General features: G+C 62.6%; 18 protein-coding genes, 2 tRNA genes and 1 pseudogene. 4 read left to right on the top strand and 17 right to left on the bottom strand.

The features are described 5' to 3' along the window. Positions 1-5 precede the first annotated feature (5 nt). The 9 genes and pseudogenes from ACN0X6_RS00940 to ACN0X6_RS00900 all read right to left on the bottom strand — a co-directional run bounded on the left by ACN0X6_RS00940 (position 6) and on the right by ACN0X6_RS00900 (position 10,621). Positions 6-1,223: an acyl-CoA dehydrogenase family protein gene (locus ACN0X6_RS00940; RefSeq protein ID WP_417701326.1), complete on the bottom strand. Its 1,218-nt coding sequence runs from the start codon at positions 1,221-1,223 to the stop codon at positions 6-8. 10 nt (positions 1,224-1,233) lie between these two features. Then, positions 1,234-2,883 (bottom strand): class I adenylate-forming enzyme family protein, encoded by a 1,650-nt coding sequence (locus ACN0X6_RS00935; protein ID WP_417701324.1) that lies wholly within the window; start codon positions 2,881-2,883, stop codon positions 1,234-1,236. After that, the gene (locus ACN0X6_RS00930) at positions 2,880-4,739 is read right to left on the bottom strand and encodes a CoA transferase (RefSeq protein ID WP_417701322.1); all 1,860 of its coding nucleotides are present in this window, start codon (positions 4,737-4,739) and stop codon (positions 2,880-2,882) included. The genes ACN0X6_RS00935 and ACN0X6_RS00930 overlap by 4 nt, the downstream gene beginning before the upstream one ends. A gap of 91 nt (positions 4,740-4,830) precedes the next feature. Further along, entirely contained in the window at positions 4,831-5,103 is a 273-nt protein-coding gene (locus ACN0X6_RS00925) for a MoaD/ThiS family protein (protein ID WP_417701320.1), read from the bottom strand. A gap of 59 nt (positions 5,104-5,162) precedes the next feature. After that, positions 5,163-5,594, bottom strand: coding sequence for a Mov34/MPN/PAD-1 family protein (locus tag ACN0X6_RS00920; protein WP_417701318.1), 432 nt, complete (start codon positions 5,592-5,594; stop codon positions 5,163-5,165). A 31-nt stretch (positions 5,595-5,625) separates the two neighbouring features. Then, a pseudogene (gene moeB, locus ACN0X6_RS00915) lies at positions 5,626-6,799 on the bottom strand (molybdopterin-synthase adenylyltransferase MoeB). Between the two features lie 221 nt (positions 6,800-7,020). Further along, entirely contained in the window at positions 7,021-8,577 is a 1,557-nt protein-coding gene (gene ahpF / locus ACN0X6_RS00910; RefSeq protein WP_417701316.1) for an alkyl hydroperoxide reductase subunit F, read from the bottom strand. Positions 8,578-8,780: 203 nt separating this feature from the next. Beyond that, the gene (gene ahpC / locus ACN0X6_RS00905; protein WP_160020638.1) at positions 8,781-9,344 is read right to left on the bottom strand and encodes an alkyl hydroperoxide reductase subunit C; all 564 of its coding nucleotides are present in this window, start codon (positions 9,342-9,344) and stop codon (positions 8,781-8,783) included. Between the two features lie 314 nt (positions 9,345-9,658). Next, a complete protein-coding gene (locus ACN0X6_RS00900) occupies positions 9,659-10,621 on the bottom strand; it encodes an NAD(P)H-quinone oxidoreductase (RefSeq protein ID WP_417701314.1) in 963 nt (320 codons plus the stop codon). Positions 10,622-10,749: 128 nt separating this feature from the next. On the opposite strand from ACN0X6_RS00900, the gene ACN0X6_RS00895 reads away from it, so the two are divergent. Together ACN0X6_RS00895 and ACN0X6_RS00890 are read left to right on the top strand one after the other, a co-directional pair. Continuing rightward, complete coding sequence (locus ACN0X6_RS00895) at positions 10,750-12,831, top strand: carboxy terminal-processing peptidase (protein WP_417701312.1); 2,082 nt, start codon at positions 10,750-10,752, stop codon at positions 12,829-12,831. Between the two features lie 98 nt (positions 12,832-12,929). Continuing rightward, a complete protein-coding gene (locus tag ACN0X6_RS00890) occupies positions 12,930-14,684 on the top strand; it encodes a bifunctional diguanylate cyclase/phosphodiesterase (protein ID WP_417701310.1) in 1,755 nt (584 codons plus the stop codon). Here ACN0X6_RS00890 and ACN0X6_RS00885 read toward each other — a convergent pair. Genes ACN0X6_RS00885 through ACN0X6_RS00875 form a run of 3 tightly spaced genes read right to left on the bottom strand, consistent with a single transcriptional unit; the run spans position 14,673 to position 15,836 of the window. Beyond that, entirely contained in the window at positions 14,673-15,158 is a 486-nt protein-coding gene (locus ACN0X6_RS00885) for a tetratricopeptide repeat protein (RefSeq protein ID WP_417701309.1), read from the bottom strand. The two genes, ACN0X6_RS00890 and ACN0X6_RS00885, sit on opposite strands and share 12 nt — an antisense overlap. Next, positions 15,151-15,516 (bottom strand): hypothetical protein, encoded by a 366-nt coding sequence (locus ACN0X6_RS00880; RefSeq protein ID WP_192983598.1) that lies wholly within the window; start codon positions 15,514-15,516, stop codon positions 15,151-15,153. Before ACN0X6_RS00880 ends, ACN0X6_RS00885 begins: the two co-directional genes overlap by 8 nt. Next, positions 15,513-15,836, bottom strand: a complete 324-nt coding sequence (locus ACN0X6_RS00875; RefSeq protein ID WP_417701306.1) for a helix-turn-helix domain-containing protein — start codon at positions 15,834-15,836, stop codon at positions 15,513-15,515. Before ACN0X6_RS00875 ends, ACN0X6_RS00880 begins: the two co-directional genes overlap by 4 nt. A 182-nt stretch (positions 15,837-16,018) precedes the next feature. On the opposite strand from ACN0X6_RS00875, the gene ACN0X6_RS00870 reads away from it, so the two are divergent. Next, complete coding sequence (locus tag ACN0X6_RS00870; RefSeq protein ID WP_417701304.1) at positions 16,019-16,789, top strand: substrate-binding periplasmic protein; 771 nt, start codon at positions 16,019-16,021, stop codon at positions 16,787-16,789. Here the strand turns inward: ACN0X6_RS00870 and ACN0X6_RS00865 are convergent. The 4 genes from ACN0X6_RS00865 to ACN0X6_RS00850 all read right to left on the bottom strand — a co-directional run bounded on the left by ACN0X6_RS00865 (position 16,740) and on the right by ACN0X6_RS00850 (position 18,589). Beyond that, complete coding sequence (locus ACN0X6_RS00865) at positions 16,740-17,183, bottom strand: YkvA family protein (RefSeq protein WP_417701303.1); 444 nt, start codon at positions 17,181-17,183, stop codon at positions 16,740-16,742. The two genes, ACN0X6_RS00870 and ACN0X6_RS00865, sit on opposite strands and share 50 nt — an antisense overlap. A 334-nt stretch (positions 17,184-17,517) precedes the next feature. Then, positions 17,518-18,234 (bottom strand): FKBP-type peptidyl-prolyl cis-trans isomerase, encoded by a 717-nt coding sequence (locus tag ACN0X6_RS00860; RefSeq protein ID WP_417701301.1) that lies wholly within the window; start codon positions 18,232-18,234, stop codon positions 17,518-17,520. Between the two features lie 187 nt (positions 18,235-18,421). Beyond that, a tRNA-Asp gene (locus ACN0X6_RS00855) sits at positions 18,422-18,498 on the bottom strand. Positions 18,499-18,513: 15 nt separating this feature from the next. Next, positions 18,514-18,589: transfer RNA gene (locus ACN0X6_RS00850), tRNA-Val, on the bottom strand. A 304-nt stretch (positions 18,590-18,893) separates the two neighbouring features. Here ACN0X6_RS00850 and rdgC point away from each other — a divergent pair. Beyond that, positions 18,894-19,814 carry a recombination-associated protein RdgC gene (rdgC, locus tag ACN0X6_RS00845; protein ID WP_160020646.1) on the top strand — a complete coding sequence of 307 codons (921 nt, stop codon included), beginning with the start codon at positions 18,894-18,896 and terminating at the stop codon, positions 19,812-19,814. Positions 19,815-19,893: 79 nt separating this feature from the next. Here the strand turns inward: rdgC and edd are convergent, their stop codons facing one another. Then, positions 19,894-21,717, bottom strand: coding sequence for a phosphogluconate dehydratase (edd, locus tag ACN0X6_RS00840; RefSeq protein WP_417701299.1), 1,824 nt, complete (start codon positions 21,715-21,717; stop codon positions 19,894-19,896). Positions 21,718-21,786 lie beyond the last annotated feature (69 nt).

The following is a 21,786-nucleotide window of genomic DNA, read 5'->3' as shown; positions in this document are numbered from 1 at the left end:
TCACCTCATTGTTGCGGCGCAGGAGCGACAACCTGCGAAGGCCAGTCGAAATTCAGGCCATCGGCATGCTCATAGGCCTCCAGCAGGCGACGGCCTGTCGCACTGATCAGGGCATCGTCGGCACCATCGAGAATGTGTGTGCCGCGTGCCACCCGGTAGATGCCCGACAGCGGCGTCAGGCTGCTCAGTCCTTCAGCGCCGTATATCTGAATCGCCGAATCCACCGCCCGACTGAGCGCCTGAGATGCGGCGATCTTGGCCAGATTGACCTCGATGCTGTTCGCCACCCCCGCGTCGAACTTGCGCGCGGCATCGCGCAGCAGACAGCGCGCGCTGGCAATCGCCTGATAAGCCTCGAACACGCGCAGGCGTACCAATTGCTTGTCGCCCAAGCGCGCCAGCTCACCACGCGCCGAGCGGATGCGCGTGCACATCAGGTCGAAGCTGCGCTGCGCCAGCCCCAGCCAGTGCACGGCACGCAGCAGACGACCAAGACCGAGGCGTTCATGCATCAGCGCCAGCCCGGCGCCGGATTGCCCGAGCAGGTTGTCGCGGGGCACGCGCACAGCGTCGAAGACAACCTCGCACTGGCCCTGGAAGCGGCCGAGGATGTCCACCTGACGGGCGATGGCAAAGCCCGGCGCATCGGTGGGCACCAGGATCATCGACAGCGCCCCGTCTACGCCGGCGCCTTCGGTGCGCGCCACGACAGTGACGAAGGAGGCACGGTCGGCCCGGCAGATGAACCACTTGCGCCCATCCAGGCGCCAATGCTCGCCCTCCAGAGTGGCCGTGGTGGTGATGGTCGCAGGGATCGAGCCGATGCTCTCGGGTTCGGACATGCCATAGGCGGACACCGCTTCTGCGGCAAGCAGCGGCACGAGGAAGGCGTTGCGGATATGTGCACCGCCGTGGCGTGTCAGCATGTGCGTGTCGAGGGCAAGCTCCGTGCCGAAGATTGCCCCGCCATACTCGGAGCGTCCTTCCTGCTCGGCCACCGCCAGGTATGCTTCGAGGCTGCTGAGACGGCCGGGGTAGAACGACCCCCAAAGCCCCTGTTCGCGGGCTGCAGCGCTCAGTTCGTCCTGGCACGCCAGAGCACTGGCGCGCGGGCCGGCCAGTTCGGCTTCGCGGGGCACGATACGCTCGTCGACGAACGCCCGGACCCGCTTCGCCAGTGCCTGTGCATCCAGCGCGATGGGGGATTGCACTGTCAGGTTCATATACAGGTCCTCAGCAGGCAATGCCTGCACCGCTTTCAAGAAACGCGACTTCGGCAGCCAGTGCTTTCTTGTCCACCTTGCCGGCCGGACTCAGTGGCAGTTGCCGGTAGAAACGCAGGTACTCGGGCAGCTTGTTCACCTCCAGGCCTTGCTGTCGCAGGTAATCGGTCAGCTCGGCAAGGGAGAGGCGCGACGCACCCTGGCGCAGGGTCACGCAGATGCACACACGCTGGCCAAGGTCAGGGTCGGGCACCGGCACACAGGCCGCACAGACCACGTCGGGGTGGCCGGTGGCGAGCATTTCGATCTGCACCGGACTGACGTTCTGCCCGCCACGGATGATGATGTCCTTCTTGCGTCCAGCCAGTACCAGATAACCCTCTCGGTCGATGTAACCGAGATCACCGGTACACACCCAGCCTTCGGCATCGCGATAACGGGCGTCGAGTTCCGGTGCGTTGACGTACTGCATCGGACTCAACGGCCCGCGCGCCTTGATCTCACCGACCTCTCCCGACGGCAGGGCGCTGCCCTGCTCGTCGACGATGCGGATTTCGCAGACGCTCGGGTTGGGCCGCCCCACACTGCGCAGCACGACCTCCAGCGGATCGTCCAGGGTGTTGTGGCAGTTCACTCCATCGGCCGAGCCATACAGGCTGATGAAGCCACAGCCGAACGCCTCGACGCAGCGGCGTACGCTGGTTTCATCGATCAGCGAACCGCCGCTGATTAGGCCGATCAGGCTGGAGGTGTCCACCTCGGCCAGCAGCGGATCGGCCGCGATGCGCTGGAACATGGTGGGCACACCCAGGATGTGCGTGGGCCGCAGGGTCTCGATGGCGCGAATCGCTGCCGCAACGTCGAACTTCGGCAGAATCACGATGGAGCCGCCGAGCCAGGACAGGATGCCGAAGGTGGCGGAGGAACCGAATGACGAGCCCAGGGGAACCAGATACATGCCCCGAAAGCTCTTGCCATCTTCATGCAGACGCTGGAGGAAACGACCACGCCCGCCGACCAGGGCATTGTGTGAATACGCCACCAGCTTGGGTTCCGACTCGGTACCGGACGACACCAGCAGACGCACCGGCGAATTCGGGTTGACCACGGGCAATGTGGCGATGTCCAGCGGCTCAGCCGCAATCATCTGCTGCAGGGACGACCAGCCAGGTCGAGCCGCGCCTTCGACGACAAGAATGCGCAGCGACAGCAGGGTCGGACGCAGGGACTCGATCAGCTCGCACAGGTCGATACCGCCGAACTCGGCCGGCACCACCACCGCCCGTGCATCGCAGCGGCGCAGCAGGGATTCGATATCCAGGCGCCCACGTCCGGGCGGGAACGGCGCCACCACCGCGCCGAGGGCGGCGGCAGCCAGATCGATGGCACAGCAGTACCAACTGTTGCTGAGCTGGTAGGCAACCACATCTCCCGGCACGATCCCCTGCGCGCGAAAGCCGGCTGCAAGGCGTAACGCGCGATCGAGCAGTTCGCGGTAACTGACGTCCTGCTCCGGCGACAGTACGGCGAGCTTTTCGGGATGGCGCTCGGCGTTCTGCCGAAACAGTTGAAACACGGACTGGTTCGGGTAGGTGCCATCGTCTGCCCACTTGCGGCGAACGTCCACGGGAACCAGATCGATAATGCCTGCATTGTTCATGTGAAACTCCAGGGAGACTTGACCAGGGTGTAGCGCTCGGGGCGCAGACAGGGCGCGATGCGCCCGTCCAGGCGAGCGCTCGACAGGTCTTCAAGTACGGCAGAAGCGACCAGGCCGAACGCCTGCAAAAAGTCTTGCCAGGTACGCGCATCGCGCGCCGCCAGGCAATCGATGAGTTGCGCATCGCGCAGGGCCGGCTCCGCATCCAGCGGGCAATCCAGGGCGTAGCGCAGACGCTCGACGTCGCCTGCGTTGTGGCACTCAAGGGCAAGTTGCCCAGACGCTGTGGGGTAAACCCCGGAAAGCGCCGGTTCGGCGGCCACCTTGCCGTCACGCTGGGCCACCAGTTCGCGAGTGCACAGCAGGGTTGCTGCGCCGAGCAGCGAGCTGTCGACTCGCCCCGCCTCGCCGCGCAGCTCACGGTTGAGCAACGCCACACTGATGCCCTGCGCAGCAATCACGCCACCCAGCACATCCAGCACGGTAAACAGCGACCCGCCTGCACTGGCCGACTGACGGGCAATCAGGTGGGCGACGCCAGAGTAAGCCTGCACCATGAAGTCGGTGCCGGGCCAAGCCTGCAAACGACGATCCTCGCCCCAGCCACCGGCGTAGGCATAGATCAGCGCCGGATTGACCCGTGCCAGATCGTCGTGATCCAGCTTCAGCTCGGCAGCCTTGCCTGGCGCCCAGTTGTGCAGAAACACATCGGCCTGGCTGGCCAGCTCCAGCAGACTGGCGCGGCCCTGGGCTGATTTGATATCCAGTTCGCAGGTCTGCTTGTGGCGATTCAGCGCATCGAAGCGCACCGAGCAACCATTGACCAAGGGCGGCATGCCACGTAACGGATCACCGCCGGGCAGTTCGATGCGTATGACCTCGGCGCCCAGCAGCGCCAGCAGATGACCTGCCAGAGGGCCCTGGATGCGTCGGCAGGACTCGATCACCCGCAGGCCACTGAGGGGCAGATTGCCGTGCTTTTTGGGGCGCCCCGGCGGCAAGCCGCTGCAACCCGGCGTGAACTGCCAGGGGCCGCACGCCAGCAACTGCGGCAGATCATCGTCGCGCAGGCGCTCACGCAGACTGCGCAGCGGACACACCGACAGCCCGGCCTCGACGCAGCGCTCGAGAATATCGGCGTAGGACAGCTTCGACAGCGCCTGCATCAACTCCATCGGCATCGGCGCAACCGCTTTGGCGTAGCGCAGCAGAAAAGCATTCCAGCCTTTGCCAGCCAGTTCTCCAGAAATACCCAGGCCGCTCCAGAAGCGGCGCCAGGGTTCGGCGTCAAGCGTTTCCAGCTCGAACACCACCGCATCGACGGAGGTAAATGGCGGACGTTCTTGCGCCGAGACACAGCCGGGCAACAGCCGCTCGGCACCCTCCGGTGCTGTGGCACCGGCCAGGTACTGACCGATGGCTAACCCTGCGGCACCGGCCAGCGTCACATCCATCTGTCTGCTGGTACAGCCACGCATCTGACCAATGGCGGCGGCAAACAGACCCTGCAGACTCAGGCTGGCGGCCAGGGTGGAGACATAGTCCACACCCAGCGGGCACGCGCCACCACTTGCGCGTCCATGCACGGCCATCAGCCCGGAAGCGGCCTGCACGGTCAATTCACTGGCACCTTCGGGACGACCGTCAGCCCAGCCCAGCAGACGGCCGACGATAGGTGAAAGCCCCGGAGCCGCGAAGCGAAAAACCAGCCCATCGGGGTATGCGCCCGGCTCGGATACGACGCCGATGCCCAACGCGTGCGCCTGGGTGAGCATGGCCGAGCGTGCCGGCGCAAAGGCTGCCGCGGCATGCTCGAAGGGGCCGGATAAGGTGCAGTCGTTCAGGGGATAAGTCATAGGTTTCACACCAGAGGTTGCGTTGAACCTGGCCTGCCGATGCAACGTTCAAGCAACCGACAGCGTGCAAAAGGCGTCCGCAGAACGACGATCAACCGCCCGCAACGGCGGGCAGAATCGTCACCTCATCACCGTCTTTCAGTGCCGTGCCAAGGTTGTCAGCGAAACGGATGTCGTTGTCGTTCACATACAGATTGACGAAGCGATACATCTCGGCGCCGTGCAGCAGACGCTCCTTGATACCGGGGTAGTGCCTGTCCATGTTCTCGATGAGTTCGCGCACGGTGGCGCCCTCGATCTCGATGCGTTTCTGGTTGTCCGTCAGTGGACGCAGCAGAGTGGGAATGGATACGGAAACGGGCATACCTGACTCCTTGGAACCGTTTGACGGAAACACGAAGGTGGAAAAAACAAAGGCCTGGATCAGCCGACCTTGACGGCGGGGTACTGCGCCACGGCCTGAATGCTTTCTTCTGTGACCTTGCCGTCGACGATGCGAAAACTGCGCACCGGCACCACGGCGCGCTTGTCGGTGCTGAGAATCACGTAATGCGCCGAGGGCTCACCCGCGAGGCGAATATCGTCGCGACTGGGGTAACTGCTCGAATCGGTGTGCGAGTGATAGATCACCTGCGGCTCTTCACCGAGCGCCTCCATCTCGCGCCAGATGCACAATTGCTCCTGCGCATCGAACTGGAAGAAAGATGTCGACTGCGCAACATTGCGCATGGCGATCATGCGACTCGGCCGCCGCGAACCACTCGGCCCGGCGATTACGCCGCAGGTTTCAATCGGATGATCCGCATGCGCCTGTGCGAGCATCGCATCGAGCAGTTCGGAAAGAATAATCAGCATGCTGCTTGCTCCCATGGTCGGGGGGGGGTGCTCAGTAGCTGGGCAAGGTCGTATCCACGTCGCGAACCCAGGCGAGGATGCCGCCGTCCAGATTGCGCACATTGCCCAGGCCCAGGTTTTGCAATTCCAGCAGCACCGCCCGAGAGCGCTGCCCGCTCTTGCAGTGCAGGATCAGCGGGGTGTCCTTGCCGAAGCGCGCAGCTATCTCGCGGGCGAGCGAGGGTGCCTTGGGCATCAGATGGGCACCGTCGATGCACACGATGTCCCACTCCGTGGGTTCGCGGACGTCGATCAGCTCGTGCAATGCCGCGTTGTCACGCAGTGCCTTCAGCTCAACGGCGCTGATCGATGGAATGTCCGACTCCGCCATGCCGTGGGGACGATTCAGTCCGCAGAAAGCCTGATAGTCGCTCAGCCCGGTGATCGGCTTGCGACCGGGGGGCGCGGCGCAGGGCGACCTGCCGGTAGGTCATGTCCAGCGCGTCGTAGATCATCAGCCGGCCGAGCAGCGTCTCGCCGATACCGGTGATCAGCTTTATCGCCTCAGTGGCCATGATCGAGCCAATGGCGGCGCAGAGAACGCCCAGCACCCCACCCTCGGAGCAGGATGGCGCCAGGTCCGGCGGTGGCGGCTCAGGGTAGAGATCACGGTAATTGAGACCGGCGCCACCCGGCGCATCCTCCCAGAACACCGAAGCCTGTCCCTCGAAGCGAAAGATCGACCCCCAGACATAGGGCTTGCCAGCCAGCACACAGGCGTCGTTGACCAGGTAGCGGGTAGCGAAGTTGTCGGTGCCGTCGAGGATCAGGTCGTACTGCGCGAAGAGTTGCACGGCCATTTCCGGCTCGAGGCGCTCGCTGTGCAGCTTCAGATTCACGTAGGGATTGAGCTGACGAATCGCCTGCGCAGCACTTTCCACCTTCAAGTGGCCTACGCTGGACACTCTGTGAATCACCTGACGCTGCAGGTTGGATTCATCGACCACATCGAAGTCGATGAGCCCCAGCGTGCCCACTCCCGCAGCGGCCAGGTAAAGCAAGGCTGGCGAGCCCAGCCCTCCTGCGCCAATGACCAGTACCCTGACCGTCTTGAGGCGGCGCTGACCATCCACGCCAACGTCAGGAATCAACAGGTGACGGCTGTAGCGCGTGATTTCATGCTTGCTCAGCGTCGCAACCGGCTCAACCAAAGGAGGAAGTCTCATCTTCGTATTCCCGAGTGTTTCACTGAGAACAATTCTCGAGCGAGAGATAGGCTCGAACAATCGGGGTTGAAGCAGGATTCGTATGTATTCGAGTACGATTCGTATGCGTACCAGGGATTTGTTGAGCGGTCGCCCCGGAGCCCCGCAGGGTCATTGGCACCTGCCCCGCCAAAACGAAAAGGCCACCCCGAGGGGTGGCCTTTTTTTCAACGTGGCGGCGATCAGCTATGGCGGATCAGGTGGTCGAAGGCGCTCAGCGAGGCCTTCGAACCTTCGCCCATGGCGATGACGATCTGCTTGTACGGCACGGTGGTCACGTCACCTGCCGCGAACACGCCAGGGATGTTGGTCGCGCCCTTGGCATCGACGATGATCTCGCCGAAGCGGTTGAGCTCCACGCTGCCCTTGAGCCAGTCGCTGTTGGGCAACAGGCCGATCTGCACGAAGATGCCTTCCAGCTCGACGCTGTGCAGCTCCTCGGTGGTGCGGTCCTTGTACACCAGGCCGGTGACTTTCTGACCATCGCCCTTGACCTCGGTGGTCTGCGCGCTCTTGATCACGGTCACGTTGGGCAGGCTGAGCAGCTTCTTCTGCAGTACGGCATCGGCACGCAGGGTGTCGGCAAACTCCAGCAGGGTCACGTGAGCGACGATACCGGCCAGGTCGATGGCCGCCTCGACGCCGGAGTTACCGCCGCCGATCACTGCCACGCGCTTGCCCTTGAACAACGGGCCGTCGCAGTGCGGGCAGAAGCACACACCCTTGGCCTTGTATTCCTGCTCGCCGGGCACACCCATCTCGCGCCAGCGTGCGCCGGTGGAGAGGATCACGGTCTTGGCCTTGAGCGACGCGCCGTTCTCGAACTTCACTTCGTGCAGGCCGCCTTCGCTGCTGGCCGGTACCAGAGCCGAGGCACGCTGCAGGTTCATCACGTCGACTTCGTATTCCTTGACGTGCTCTTCCAGTGCGCGCACCAGTTTCGGGCCTTCGGTTTCCTTGACCGAGATGAAGTTCTCGATGGCCATGGTATCGAGCACCTGACCACCGAAGCGCTCGGCGGCAATGGCAGTGCGGATGCCTTTGCGCGCGGCGTAGATGGCAGCCGCAGCACCGGCCGGACCACCACCGACTACCAGTACATCGAAGGCGTCCTTGGCGCTCATCTTCTCGGCGTCGCGGTTGGCAGCGCCGGTGTCGATCTTGGCGAGGATTTCCTTCACTTCCATGCGACCGGAAGCGAAGACCTCACCGTTCAGGTAGATGCTCGGCACAGCCATGATCTGGCGCCGCTCGACTTCTTCCTGGAACAGCGCACCGTCGATGGAGACGTTGCGGATATTGGGGTTGAGCACGGCCATCAGGTTCAGCGCCTGGACCACGTCCGGGCAGTTCTGGCAGGACAGCGAGAAGTAGGTCTCGAACGCGAACGTGCCTTCGATGCTCTTGATCTGCGCGATGGTGTCGGCGTCCAGCTTCGACGGATGACCGCCCACCTGCAGCAGCGCCAGCACCAGCGAGGTGAACTCGTGGCCCATGGGGATACCGGCGAAGGCAACGCCGGTGTCTTCACCCGGACGGTTCAGGGCAAACGACGGACGGCGGGCATCGCTGCCGTCGGTCTTGAGCGTGATCTTGTCGGTCAGGCCGACGATGTCCTGAAGCAGGCCCAGCAGCTCCTGAGATTTCGCGCTGTCATCGAGGGACGCAACGATCTCGAACGGCAGGGTGACCTTCTCCAGGTAGGCCTTCAACTGGGCTTTAAGATTGGCGTCCAACATGGCGGAAATTCCTCAAATACGAAAATTCGGGCAATAAAATGCCCGGACGGATCGCGCCCGGGCATCGGGCACCACAAGGGCCGGTTAATGGCCCAAACAGCGCAGGCAGCAATTGCAAAACGGATTTCAGAGCGTCGCGAGCGACGGCCAGGCAAATCTGAGTGAGCGCTGCCTAGCCGAACGCAGCAGCCCTGAAACCGTTTTTAGATCTTGCCAACCAGATCCAGCGAAGGAGCCAGAGTGGCTTCGCCTTCTTTCCACTTGGCCGGGCAAACCTGACCCGGGTTAGCGGCGGTGTACTGAGCGGCCTTCAGCTTGCGCAGAGTCTCGGAAACGTCGCGAGCGATTTCGTTGGAGTGGATCTCGACGGTCTTGATCACGCCTTCCGGGTTGATCACGAAGGTGCCACGCAGCGCCAGACCTTCTTCAGCGATGTGCACGCCGAAAGCGTTGGTCAGCTGGTGGGTCGGGTCGCCGATCAGCGGGAACTGTGCCTTGCCAACGGCCGGCGAAGTTTCGTGCCATACCTTGTGCGAGAAGTGGGTGTCGGTGGTCACGATGTAGACCTCGGCACCAGCCTTCTGGAACTCGGCGTAGTTATTGGCAGCGTCTTCGATTTCGGTCGGGCAGTTGAAGGTGAAGGCAGCCGGCATGAAGATCAGTACCGACCACTTGCCCTTCAGGCTCTGCTCGGTGAGCTCGACGAACTCGCCAGCGTGGAAAGCGTTGACCTTGAACGGTTGTACCTGAGTGTTGATGAGGGACATCTCTGACTCCTTCTGAGGTTTGCGTGAGGGTTTGAAATCTACAGGACGTATCTTAGCGACCTAACGAAAAAAAGCTTATTGATTACGGCCATGATATTGATTGAATGAGCCAATCGTTGACAAAGCCCGCACCAGACGCGGGCTAGCAGGCTGTTGAAAAACTACCTGCGTTGCCATTGCTGCGTTAAAAACAAGCTCAAAATGCTCATTTACAACTCGTAAACTCCGCTTTTTCGCCTGTTTTTGTGGGGCCGCCATCGATATTGCACTGGCTGCCTCGCCTACGTTTTTCAACGGCCTGCTGGAGCTCTCGCTCAGACAAGATCGGGATCGATAAGCAGCGCGATTTTACCCGCAACCTGATTACCGGCGAGTGTCTCGAATGCCACTTCGCTGTCTTTGAGGGCAAAACTGCGCTCGAGTTGCGGCTTTAACCTCCCCTCGGCAAACAGCGGCCAGACCTGCTGCTGCAGATCGTGCAACAGGTCGGCCTTGAACGAGTCGTCGCGATTGCGCAGGGTCGAGCCGATCAGTTGAACGCGCTTGCCCAGCACCTGAGCCAGGTCCAGGGTGGCCTCACGGCCGCCCATCAAACCAATATTGATCCAGCGACCATCACGGGCCAGCAATTCCAGGTTCAGCGCCGCGTACTGCCCGCCAACCGGATCGAGGATCACATCGAACGGTCCGAAATCACGCAGCGCTTGCAGATCTTCACCGCGCAGGGCACCCCCCTGGGCACCGAGCGCTTCGCAGTAGGCCAACCGCTCTGGCGAGCCAACGCTGACCCAGCAAGGGCTGCCGAATGCCTTGCACAGCTGGATGGCGGCCGAGCCGACACCGCTGGCGCCGGCATGCAGCAGGACTTTCTCGCCGGGACGCAGGGCCCCGAGCTGGAACAGATTGAGCCAGGCGGTGGCGTATACCTCGGGCACCACAGCGGCCTCTACCAGGCTCAGACCCTCCGGCACCGGCATGGCGTGGCGAGCATCGAGCACCACCTCCTCGGCCATGCCGCCACCCGCGAGCAGACAGCAGACGCGATCCCCCACCTGCCAGGCACTCCCGGCGCCCACTTCGACCACCACCCCGGCGCACTCCAGGCCCAGTGCCTGGCTCGCACCCGGCGGCGGCGGATAGAGCCCGGCGCGCTGCAACAGGTCAGCCCGGTTGAGCCCCGCTGCAGCCACCTTGACCCGAATCTGCCCCGCGTCACAGGTCTGCGCCGGTTGTTCCAGCCACTCCGCACGCCCTTCGACGCCTTGCAATGCCTTCATGCTGCCTCCATAGTGCAAGTGAACCGAGCCCAGCGCAGACCGCCGGGCTTTTGCCTAGCGCCAACGGAACCTGGCGCCCTCAAATACGGCCTAATATGCGTTATCAACTGCCACTACGTCGAATCAGCATGAAGCGCTCTCTTGCAAGCACCGCCCTCGCCCTCGTACTCGGCTTCAGTGCCCTGCCGCTGGCGGCCAAGACCACCACAGCGACCAGTTGGGAGTATCTGCAGCCAGACCGCGAGCAGGTGATCGCCAGCCTCAACGTAGTGGAGTTGCTGCGCCGCCACCACTACAACAAGCCGCCGCTGAACGACGAGCGCTCGATTCAGATCTATGACAACTACCTGAAGTTGCTCGATCCCTCTCGCAGCTATTTCACTGCGTCTGACATCGCCGAATTCAACCAGTGGCGCAGCAGATTCGATGATCTGCTGAAAAGCGGCGACCTCGAGCCGGGGTTCACCCTCTATCGCCGCCACCTGACCCGCATGGAAGAGCGCCTGAACTACGCGCTGGCGGAGCTGGACAAGGGCGTCGACACGATCGACTTCACCGTCGACGAGCAGTTGCAGGTCGACCGCGAGAAAGCACCCTGGGCCAAAGACCGCGCCGAACTCGACGAACTGTGGCGCAAGCGTGTCAAAGACGAAGTGCTGCGCCTGAAGATCGCCGGCAAGGAAAGCAAGGACATCCAGGAGCTGCTGAGCAAGCGCTACAAGAACCAGTTGACGCGCCTCAAGCAGACCCGTGGCGAGGACGTGTTCCAGGCCTACATCAATGCCTTCGCCACCACCTACGACCCGCACACCACCTATCTGTCGCCGGATAACGCGGAAAACTTCGACATCAACATGAGCCTGTCGCTCGAAGGCATCGGTGCCGTCCTGCAAAGTGACAACGAGCACGTCAAGGTGGTGCGCCTGGTGCCGGCCGGCCCGGCCGAAAAGAGCAAGCAGATCGCTCCGGCAGACAAGATCGTCGGCGTTGCCCAGGGCAACGACGAAATGGTCGATGTCATCGGTTGGCGCCTGGACGAAGTGGTCAAGCTGATTCGCGGCCCGAAAGGTTCCACCGTGCGTCTGGAAGTGATCCCGGCCAGCAATCCGCCCAGCGACCAGACCAGCAAGGTGGTCACCATCACCCGTGAAGCGGTCAAGCTGGAAGAGCAAGCGGCCAAGAAGAAGGTCCTGGAACTCAAGCACGAGGGCCGTGACTACAAGCTCGGCGTCATCGAGCTGCCGGCCTTCTACCTCGATTTCAAGGCCTTCCGCGCTGGCGACCCGAACTACAAGAGCACCACCCGTGACGTCAAACGCCTGCTCGACGAGCTGCAGGCCGAGAAGGTCGACGGCGTGGTCATCGACCTGCGCAACAACGGCGGTGGTTCGCTACAGGAAGCCACCGAACTGACCAGCCTGTTCATCGAACAGGGCCCCACCGTGCTGGTGCGCAACGCCGACGGCCGTGTCGACGTGCTCGCCGACGAGAACAAGGGCGTCTACTACAGCGGCCCGCTGGCCGTATTGGTCAACCGTCTGTCCGCCTCTGCCTCGGAAATTTTCGCCGGTGCCATGCAGGACTATCACCGCGCGCTGATTCTCGGCGGCCAGACCTTCGGCAAGGGCACGGTGCAAACCATCCAGCCGCTCAACCATGGCGAATTGAAACTGACCCTGGCCAAGTTCTATCGCGTTTCCGGCCAGAGCACTCAGCATCAGGGCGTGATTCCCGACATCACCTACCCGGACGTGATGGACACCAAGGACATCGGCGAAAGCGCGCTGCCTGCAGCCCTGCCCTGGGACAGCATCCGCCCGGCGATCACTCCCGAACTGGACCCGATCAAGCCGTTCCTGACCGAACTCAAGACCCGTCATGACCTGCGCACGGCCAAGGACCCGGATTTCGTCTTCACTCGCGACCGCCTGACCCTGGCCAAGAAGCTGATGGCGGAAACCACTGTCAGCCTCAACGAGCAGACCCGTCGGGCGCGCCAGGCCGAGGTCGAAGCCAAGCAACTGGCACTGGAGAACAGCCGCCGCCAGGCCAAAGGCGAGGAGCCGCTCAAGGAGCTGGAAAAAGAAGACGAGGACGCACTGCCCGTCGCCGATGAGAAGAGCACACCGGAAGACGACGCCTACCTGGCAGAAAGCGGACGCATCCTGCTCGACTACCTGGGCCTGAACCCCTCGCTGGCGCTGCATTGAGACGACTCATCGAGCGTCATCAAATCGTCATCGAACTGTCGTGAAATAAAGGGCCGGCCATAAGCCGGCCCTTTCGTTTCCGGCAGATCGAGCAAATCATGACCGTCACCGAGCAGTTGAGCGCACTGGGAAACATCCTCGCTCACGGCGACCTCAGCAGCCTGTTCCAGCCTATCGTCTCGCTGTCCGAACAGCGCATTCTCGGCTATGAGGCACTGACCCGTGGCCCCTCCAACAGTCCACTGCACTCGCCGTTGACGCTGTTCGCCGTCGCCCGTCACGCAGGACGTCTGAGCGAGCTGGAAATGGCGTGCCGCAAGAGCGCCTGCAAGGGCTTCAGCTCAATGGGGCTGGAGGGCAAACTGTTTCTCAACGTCTCGCCGGAGTCGCTGCTGGACCCCAGCCACCAACCGGGGCGTACCCTAAAACTGCTGCAGGCTTACGGTATCCCACCGAGCCAGGTGGTGATCGAACTCACCGAACAATCGCCCACTGAAGACTTCGCCCTGCTCGACAATGCGCTGCATCACTATCGCGCCATGGGCTTTTCCATTGCCCTGGATGACCTCGGCGCGGGCTATTCCAGCCTGCGCCTGTGGTCGGAACTGCGCCCGGACTACGTGAAGATCGACCGCCATTTCATCGACGGCATCCATCAGGATGGGGTGAAACGCGAGTTCGTCGGCTCGATCCTGAAGATGGCCGAAGCCTCGCGGGCTCAAGTGATAGCCGAAGGCATCGAACTGCCCGAAGAGCTGGCCGTGCTGGCGGAGATGGGGGTCGACCTGGTGCAGGGCTACCTGCTCAGCAGGCCGCAGGAAAAACCGCCGCGCGATGCCCGCCAGTTGCTGCCCCAGGTCCTGAGCAATCAGATCAGCCTCAATGAAGACAACCATGACCTCAGCGCCCTGCTCAACGACCAACCCGCGGTCGATCAGCACACGGCCATCGCCGAAGTGCTGGACGTATTTCGCGCTCAGGCCAACCTGAACTCGCTGGCCGTATTGGATGCGCAAAGCCGCCCGGTGGGTATCGTCCACCGCCATTCGCTGTCCGAAGCGCTGCTCAAGCCCTTCGCCACCGATCTGTTCGCGCGCAAACCCATCAGCCGCCTGATGAGTCAGGACTTTCTCGCCGTGGAACTGACCCAGTCACTGCAGAAGGTCAGTCGCCTGCTCACCAGCCGTGCGCGCCAGCGCATCGAAGAAGACTTCATCATCATCCAGGGTGGACGTTACCTGGGCCTGGGCAGGGTCATCGACGTGCTCAAGCTGATCACCGAGCAGAAGCTGCAGCAGGCCCGTCACGCCAATCCGCTTACGTTGCTGCCCGGCAACGTACCGATCCAGCAATGCCTTGGGCGCCTGCTGCAGCAGCAGCGCGAAGCTGCGGTGTGCTACGTGGATCTGGACAGTTTCAAACCCTTCAACGACCTCTACGGCTATGCCAAGGGCGATGAGGTCCTGCTGTGCCTGGCGCAATGCCTGAACGATCGGGTCGATCCGGCCCGTGACTTCGTCGGGCATATCGGCGGTGACGACTTCATGCTGGTGCTCGGCTCAGACGACTGGCGCGAAAAGCTCGGCAAGCTGATCGAGGATTTCCAGAATCAGTGCCGACGCTTCTACCGTGACGAGCACCTGCAGGCCGGCTGCTTCATCGCCCACAACCGCCACGGGCAGCGCCAGGAATATGCGCTGCTGTCACTGTCGATCGGCGTGGTGCATGTAAAAACGCAAGACTGCGCCCAGCTCGATGCCTCGCGCCTGGCCGAGCTGGCCTCCGAGGCCAAGCGCCAGGCCAAAGCCGTGCCTGGTTACAGCCTGCATATTCTCGCAGGCTCAACGGCCTGAGCGGGTAGCCTCATCAGCCATGGAGGCGTAGCGCTCGGCGACGTGCAGATCAACGTCAAGCCCGGGCGCACCATCGCGATAGAGCTGACTCAAACGGCTGGCAGCCAGAGGATGGCCGGCAGCCAGGGCCATTTCCCACCAACGCACTGCTTGCGAGGCATCCGGCGCCTGCCGGGTATCGCCCTGCAAGGCCAGCACGCCCAGTTGATAGGCGGCCTTGCCGTCACCGCCATTGGCGGCCAGGCGTAACAACCTCAGCCCTTCCTCGCGCGCACCGAGCCCCTGCCCCCTGAACAGCAGAACATGGCCGTAAAAGCTCTGCGCCGCGCTGTCACCGAGATTGGCCATACGCCCGTATTGGCCCTGCATCCATTGCCACAAACGGGGCTGGCGCAGCGCCGCTGGCCAATGAAACAGGCGCCGGGCCAGCCAGTAGCCCAGTCGCGCACGCAACTGCCAGAGCCACCTAGACATCGGCGGGATAATCGAACTCGAACACCCTGACCACCTCGGCAGCGTGCCAGGATGCAGCCGCCACACCATCGGAAGCGCCGCTGAAGCGTCCAAGGCTCGTCACGCAGTCGAAGAATCCAGTACGCGGCAGGCGACTGGCGCCCTGGCTGATGACCAGCGCACTGCGCAGCGGACGCTCGGCACGGGCATCCAGCGCAGCCAGATGCTCCAGTGCAGCGGTCAGCGTCTGCATGGCAGGTGTTGGCAGCTCGAGACGCTCGATCAGCGCGCGGTAGGTCAGCAGATGACGCTGACGGCGAGCGTCGTCAAGCTCCGTCAGCAGTGCCTGCCAGTGTTGACGGCTGATACGTACACTCAAGACCAGCCCTCCAAACCCAGTTCCCAGGCCAGCGAGCGCAGAATCGCGGCATCGGGTTGGCGCTCGCCACTCTCGATCATCGCCAGGTAGTGCGGGCTGATACCGACGCTACGCGCCAGACTCTCTGCCGCCAGACCCTTGGCCTCACGCAGCGCGCGCAGCTGGTCGAGCGCTGGCCGCTTGGCCTCGACCGGCGGTTCAACGGCGCGGTTCTGTGCCGCCGGCTGGTGACCTGTGGCCTGCAGCAAGGCCTGATACTCGGCCCATGGCAGCACCGCGTATTCCGGCTCGCCATCGCGGGCAATGATTTGCACAGTCATGAATCTCTCCGTTGGAAAGCAGGACCGACGACCTCGACCCCTTCCTTGCACGCGCCATCTTAACAGGCGTGTGGCGCCTGGGGCGTGATCTATACTGCCGGGGCATCAAGCACGGTTCCCACACTGCGGCGCCAGCCGTATCTGTGCGGAAACGACCCCGTAAACCTGCGTGGGGAGTCGCCTTGAGAAGATCATGCGCATTGTCGCTCGGGTTGCTGAGCAACTTCTGTAGCGCCGAAAGCCTGATGTGGGGTTACGGCCCAGCCGACTCCATGCCCTATGTGGGCCTGGAACAACAGCACGTGGAACATGGGCTGGCCTATCAGGTCAGCCAGGAAATAAGCAAACGCTTCGGCCTGCCCGTTGAATTTCTCGAAACCCCCAACAATCGGCTTGAACCCTACCTGCAACAGGGCCGCCTGCACCTGATCTGCAACACCAACCCCGAATGGGTCAGCCAGCCGCAACAGTATCACTGGTCACCGGCACTTTATGACGAACAGGACGTGCTGCTGCAGCGAATGGACCAGCCAGAGCTGACCGGTCTTGCCAGCCTTTACGGCAAGGTGCTTGGTACCAGCCTCGGCTACATCTACAGCCAGCCCCTGATGACCGCATTCAGCAGCGGCAGGGTCGACAGGCAAGACGTACGCGACCTGGACACCAGCCTGCACATGCTCGACAAGCAGCGCCTGGACGCGGTGATCGACATGCAGCGCAACCTGGCCTACAAGCTCGCTCAGCATCCGCAGATGCAGTTGCGCTTCAGTCCCTGGGTGGTGCAGCGCTATCAGGTCTACTGCGCCTACAGCCGCCACCTGCCCATCCCTGCAGAACGACTGGACGCCCTGCTGCTGGAACTGCGCGATCAACGCATGATCGGCCAGTGGCTGGATGAAGCCGTCAGGAGTGCAGCGGATCGACCCGCTCCACTGTCGGCAGGTGCTCGATGAGCGCCAAACGCTCCGGACTTTGTTGGTCGCGCCAGGCCCTGAAGGCCTCGAGTTCGCCATGCCAGGTGCGCATTACCCAGGCCAGCACGGCCAGGTCATCGGCGAAACCGACGCCGACCAGCCAGTCGGGAACGGCATCCAGCGGAGCGATGAAGTACAGCAGTGCAGCCACCACCATCAACAGCGCCTGACTGCTGATCTGCCGGTACTCACCCTTGAACCAGGCCAGACTGAGTGCACGCAGCAGCCGCAGATCCTCTTTGAGAGCGGCGAAGCGTTGTCCTTGTGGCGTGCGCTTGTCAGCCAGCGCGCGGAGCAACTCCGGCAACCGGCCGTCACGCAGAAAGCGGGCAGCCAGCGGCAGGTAACGCGTCAGTTTCCAGGGAGTTTTCATGCGGCCTCCTCGGCAAGCCAGGCAGTATCAGGGCTTGCCTCGCTTATCCACCGAAGCTGTGGATAAATCTGTGCAAAGTCTTTCGACAAGCTTATCAAAGCCCCGTGGCATGGGGCCTGGGCTTAGATCGGATATTTTTTATACAGCATATAAAATCCATGAAAATCAATAAGTTGCTGATTGACACGAGCACGATCCAGTTGTAGCCCAGGCTTGTTAGGAATGTTTCCCGCGATGTGCATAAGCGTAACACCCTGATCTCCACATCCTTGTTTGCAACCCCAGAAACGACAACGCCCCGTCAAGACGGGGCGCTGTAAACGAGTACCGAGTGTTACTGCTCGGTCGGCTCGGCTGCCTGATCCTTGATGGCGATCAGCTCCAGATCGAACACCAGTACCGAGTTGGCCGGGATCGCCGGTGACGGGCTCTGCTCGCCATAAGCCAGCTCGCTGGGGATGTACAGCTTGTACTTCTCACCGACGTGCATCAGCTGCAGACCTTCGACCCAACCCGGGATCACGCCGCCGACCGGCAGATCGATGGGACTGCCACGCGCGACAGAGCTGTCGAACACGCTGCCATCGGTCAGTTTGCCTTCATAGTGAACGGTCACCACGTCGCTTTCCTTCGGCTGTGCGCCGTCGGCCTTCTTGATCACTTCATATTGCAGACCGGAAGCGGTAGTCACCACGCCTTCACGCTTGCCGTTCTCTTCAAGGAACTTCTTGCCGGCTTCAGCGGCCTCCTTGTTCAGCGCCGTCATGCGCTCTTCAGCACGGTTTTGCAGGAAGGAGAAGGCCTCGACCATGTCTTCGTCCTTGATCCGCGGCTCCTTCTTCGCCAGCGCGTCCTCGATACCCTGAGCGACGGCCTTGGAATCCAGGTCATCCATGCCTTCCTCGGACAGACTGCGCCCCATGTTCAGGCCAATGCCGTAGGAGGCTTTCTGCGCCGGGCTCTTGAGTTCGACTTCGCTGGTCTGCGAATCGCAACCGGCAAGCACCAGGCCCACCAGGGCAACCGCTGCCGCCAAACGATGCTGTTTCATGCTTGTTCCTTGTAGATGCGCCCGAAGGCCGTCGTGTGAAAGCGCGAGCTTAGCAGTACGCCGCAATCACTGGCTACGGCATAGGAGCCGAGCAATGCGCATAAGTTCAAGCAAACAAAGGATTTTTTCGAAGATTTCGGCGGATGCCGAAGGCTTGTCACAGGAGGGGATGAAGCGAGAAGAAGAATGGCGCAGCGGACGGGACTCGAACCCGCGACCCCCGGCGTGACAGGCCGGTATTCTAACCGACTGAACTACCGCTGCGCGTAACTGCGAGATTGGTGGGTGATGACGGGATCGAACCGCCGACCCTCTGCTTGTAAGGCAGATGCTCTCCCGGCTGAGCTAATCACCCTTCACTCTCGAAGTGGGGCGCATTCTAGAGAGCGATCCCAACCTTGGCAAGCCCTCTTCGCAAAAAAATTTATCGCCGCAGCAAGAACTTAGGCGAGGCCAGCGAATTTCCTCAGCGGCTCGTTGTCAGGGTTGGCCTGAGCACGCCAGCGGAGAATAATGCGCGCTCTGTGCCGGCGGACCGATCATGATCCTGTTGATGGCCCGCCACCTTCATCCGTCGCCGCGCGCCGGCTTTCCCGAACGGGAGAGCCCAAGGATGGCGCCAACTCGCGATCTCATCATCAATGGAGAATCACCCGCTCATGTGGTTTCGTAACCTGCTGGTCTACCGCCTTACCCAGGACATCCCTTTCGACGCCGAAGCACTGGAGACCGCACTGGCCAGCAAGCCGGCACGTCCCTGCGCCAGCCAGGAGCTGACCACCTACGGCTTCAACGCGCCCTTCGGCAAGGGCGCCGATGCCCCGCTGGTGCATGTCAGTGGCGACTTCCTGCTGATCGGTGCGCGCAAGGAAGAGCGCATCCTGCCGGGTTCGGTGGTGCGCGACGCGCTGAAGGAGAAGGTCGACGAAATCGAAAACACCCAGATGCGCAAGGTGTACAAGAAAGAGCGCGACCAGATCAAAGACGAAATCGTCCAGGCCTTCCTGCCGCGCGCCTTCATCCGCAAATCCGGCACCTTCGCCGCCATCGCGCCGAAGCAGGGCCTGATCCTGGTCGACAGCGCCAGCGCCAAGAAGGCCGAAGACCTGCTCTCCACCCTGCGTGAAGCCATCGGCTCGCTGCCAGTGCGCCCGCTGTCGGTGAAGATCGCACCGACCGCTACCCTCACCGACTGGCTGAAGAATCAGAGCGCTGCCGAAGGCTTCTTCGTACTCGACGAGTGTGAGCTGCGCGATACCCACGAGGACGGCGGCGTGGTGCGCTGCAAGCGCCAGGATCTGACCAGCGAGGAAATCCAGCTGCACCTGTCCACCGGCAAGCAGGTTACCCAGCTGTCACTGGCCTGGCAGGACAAGCTGTCGTTCGTGCTCGACGACAAGCTGACCATCAAGCGCCTGCGTTTCGAGGACGTGCTGCAGGAACAGGCCGAACAGGATGGCGGTGACGACGCCTTGGCTCAGCAGGACGCCAGCTTCATCCTGATGATGATGACGCTGGTGGAGTTCCTGCCAGAGCTGTTCACCGCACTGGGCGGCGAAGAGATTCCGCAGGGCATCTGATGACCCAGGGTGGATGACGCTTTTTCATCCGCCCTTCGGACAGACGGTGGACAAGCTGCGCGTTGTCCACCCTACCCCCTCAGACCAGCGACTCGAGACTCTCGGTAAAGGCACTGGCGCCCTGCTCGGCCGAACTGAAGTTGTGGCGCATGAAGGCGAACAACTCGCGCCCACAACCCATTGCCTGCGCAGGCCGCGCGACCGGCTCGCGCGCTGCGAACTCGGCCTCGTCGACCTGCAGCAGCAATTCTCCCGTCAGCCCATCGAGGCGTATCAGATCGCCATCGCGCACCCGCGCCAAGGGCCCAGCATCGAATGCCTCCGGGCACACATGAATGGCCGCCGGGATCTTGCCTGAGGCACCGGACATGCGCCCATCGGTCACCAGCGCCACCTTGAAACCGCGGTCCTGCAGCACGCCCAGATAAGGCGTCATCTTGTGTAGCTCCGGCATGCCATTGCTGCGCGGCCCCTGGAAACGCACCACGGCGACGAAATCGCGCTCCAGCTTGCCAGCCTTGAAGGCTTCGACCAGATCCAGCTGATCCTCGAACACCAGCGCCGGCGCTTGCACCACCTGATGCTCGGGCGCCACCGCAGATACCTTCATCACCCCACGCCCCAGATTGCCCTGCATCAGGCGCAGCCCCCCTTCGGCCGAGAACGGCCGCGCCACGGGACGCAGCACGCTTTGCTCCAGGCTTTCGGTCGGCCCGTCGCGCCAGACCAGCTTGCCATCTTCCAGGAAGGGCTCGCGGGTGTAACGCGACAGCCCGCGCCCGGCCACGGTGTTGACCTCTTCATGCAGCAACCCGGCGTCGAGCAGCTGGCGAATCAGGAAGGCCATGCCGCCCGCCGCCTGGAAATGATTGATGTCGGCCTTGCCGTTGGGATAGACGTGCGCCAGGGTCGGCACCACCTCGGACAGGTCGGCCATGTCCTGCCAGGTCAGCAGAATCCCGGCGGCGCGGGCGATGGCCGGCATGTGCAGGGTGTGGTTGGTGGAACCGCCGGTGGCATGCAGGGCAACGATGGAGTTGACCAGGCAACGCTCGTCGACGATCTCGCCAATGGGCATGAACTGGCCACTCTGCCTGGTCAGGCGCGTGACCTGCTGCGCGGCTTCACGGGTCAGCGCATCACGCAGCGGCGTACCCGGATTGATGAAGGAAGCGCCCGGCAGGTGCAGGCCCATCACTTCCATCAGCAACTGGTTGGTATTGGCCGTGCCATAAAAGGTGCAGGTCCCCGGCCCGTGGTAAGCAGCCATTTCCGCAGCCAGCAGCTCTTCACGGGTCGCCTTGCCTTCGGCGTAGCGCTGGCGCACATCGGCTTTCTCCTTGTTGGACAACCCCGAGGTCATGGGACCGGCCGGCACGAACATGGACGGCAGATGACCGAAACGCAGCGCCCCCATCACCAGCCCCGGCACGATCTTGTCGCACACCCCCAGATAGAGAGCGGCGTCGAACATGTTGTGCGACAGCGCCACGGCGGTGGACATGGCGATCACCTCGCGGCTGGCGATGCCCAGTTCCATGCCGGGCTCACCCTGCGTGACGCCATCGCACATGGCCGGCACGCCACCGGCGAACTGCCCCACCGAGCCGAGCTCGCGCAGGGCCTGCTTGATCTGCTCGGGAAAGGTTTCGTAAGGCTGATGGGCCGACAACATGTCGTTGTAAGCAGACACGATGGCCACGTTCGCCGCCTCCATCAGGCGCAGGGTTTGCTTGTCGTGACCGCTGCAACCCGCCACACCGTGAGCGAAGTTGGCGCACTGCAGCTTGCCACGTTGCGGCCCCTCGCTGGCGGCCGCACGGATCATCTCAAGATAGCGCTGGCGGGTGGCGCGACTGCGCTCGACGAGACGTTCGGTAACTTCAACAACGCGGGGATGCATGGGAAATCTCCAGGCTAGCTTCTAGCGTCTGTTCGTATTTACAACAAAATACTGCCACTCAACGGGCTT

Source organism: Pseudomonas sp., from assembly GCF_048269965.1.
Lineage (GTDB): Bacteria > Pseudomonadota > Gammaproteobacteria > Pseudomonadales > Pseudomonadaceae > Aquipseudomonas.
The sequence above is the reverse complement of the archived record's forward strand: the minus strand, read 5'-3'. Positions and strand labels throughout refer to the sequence as shown.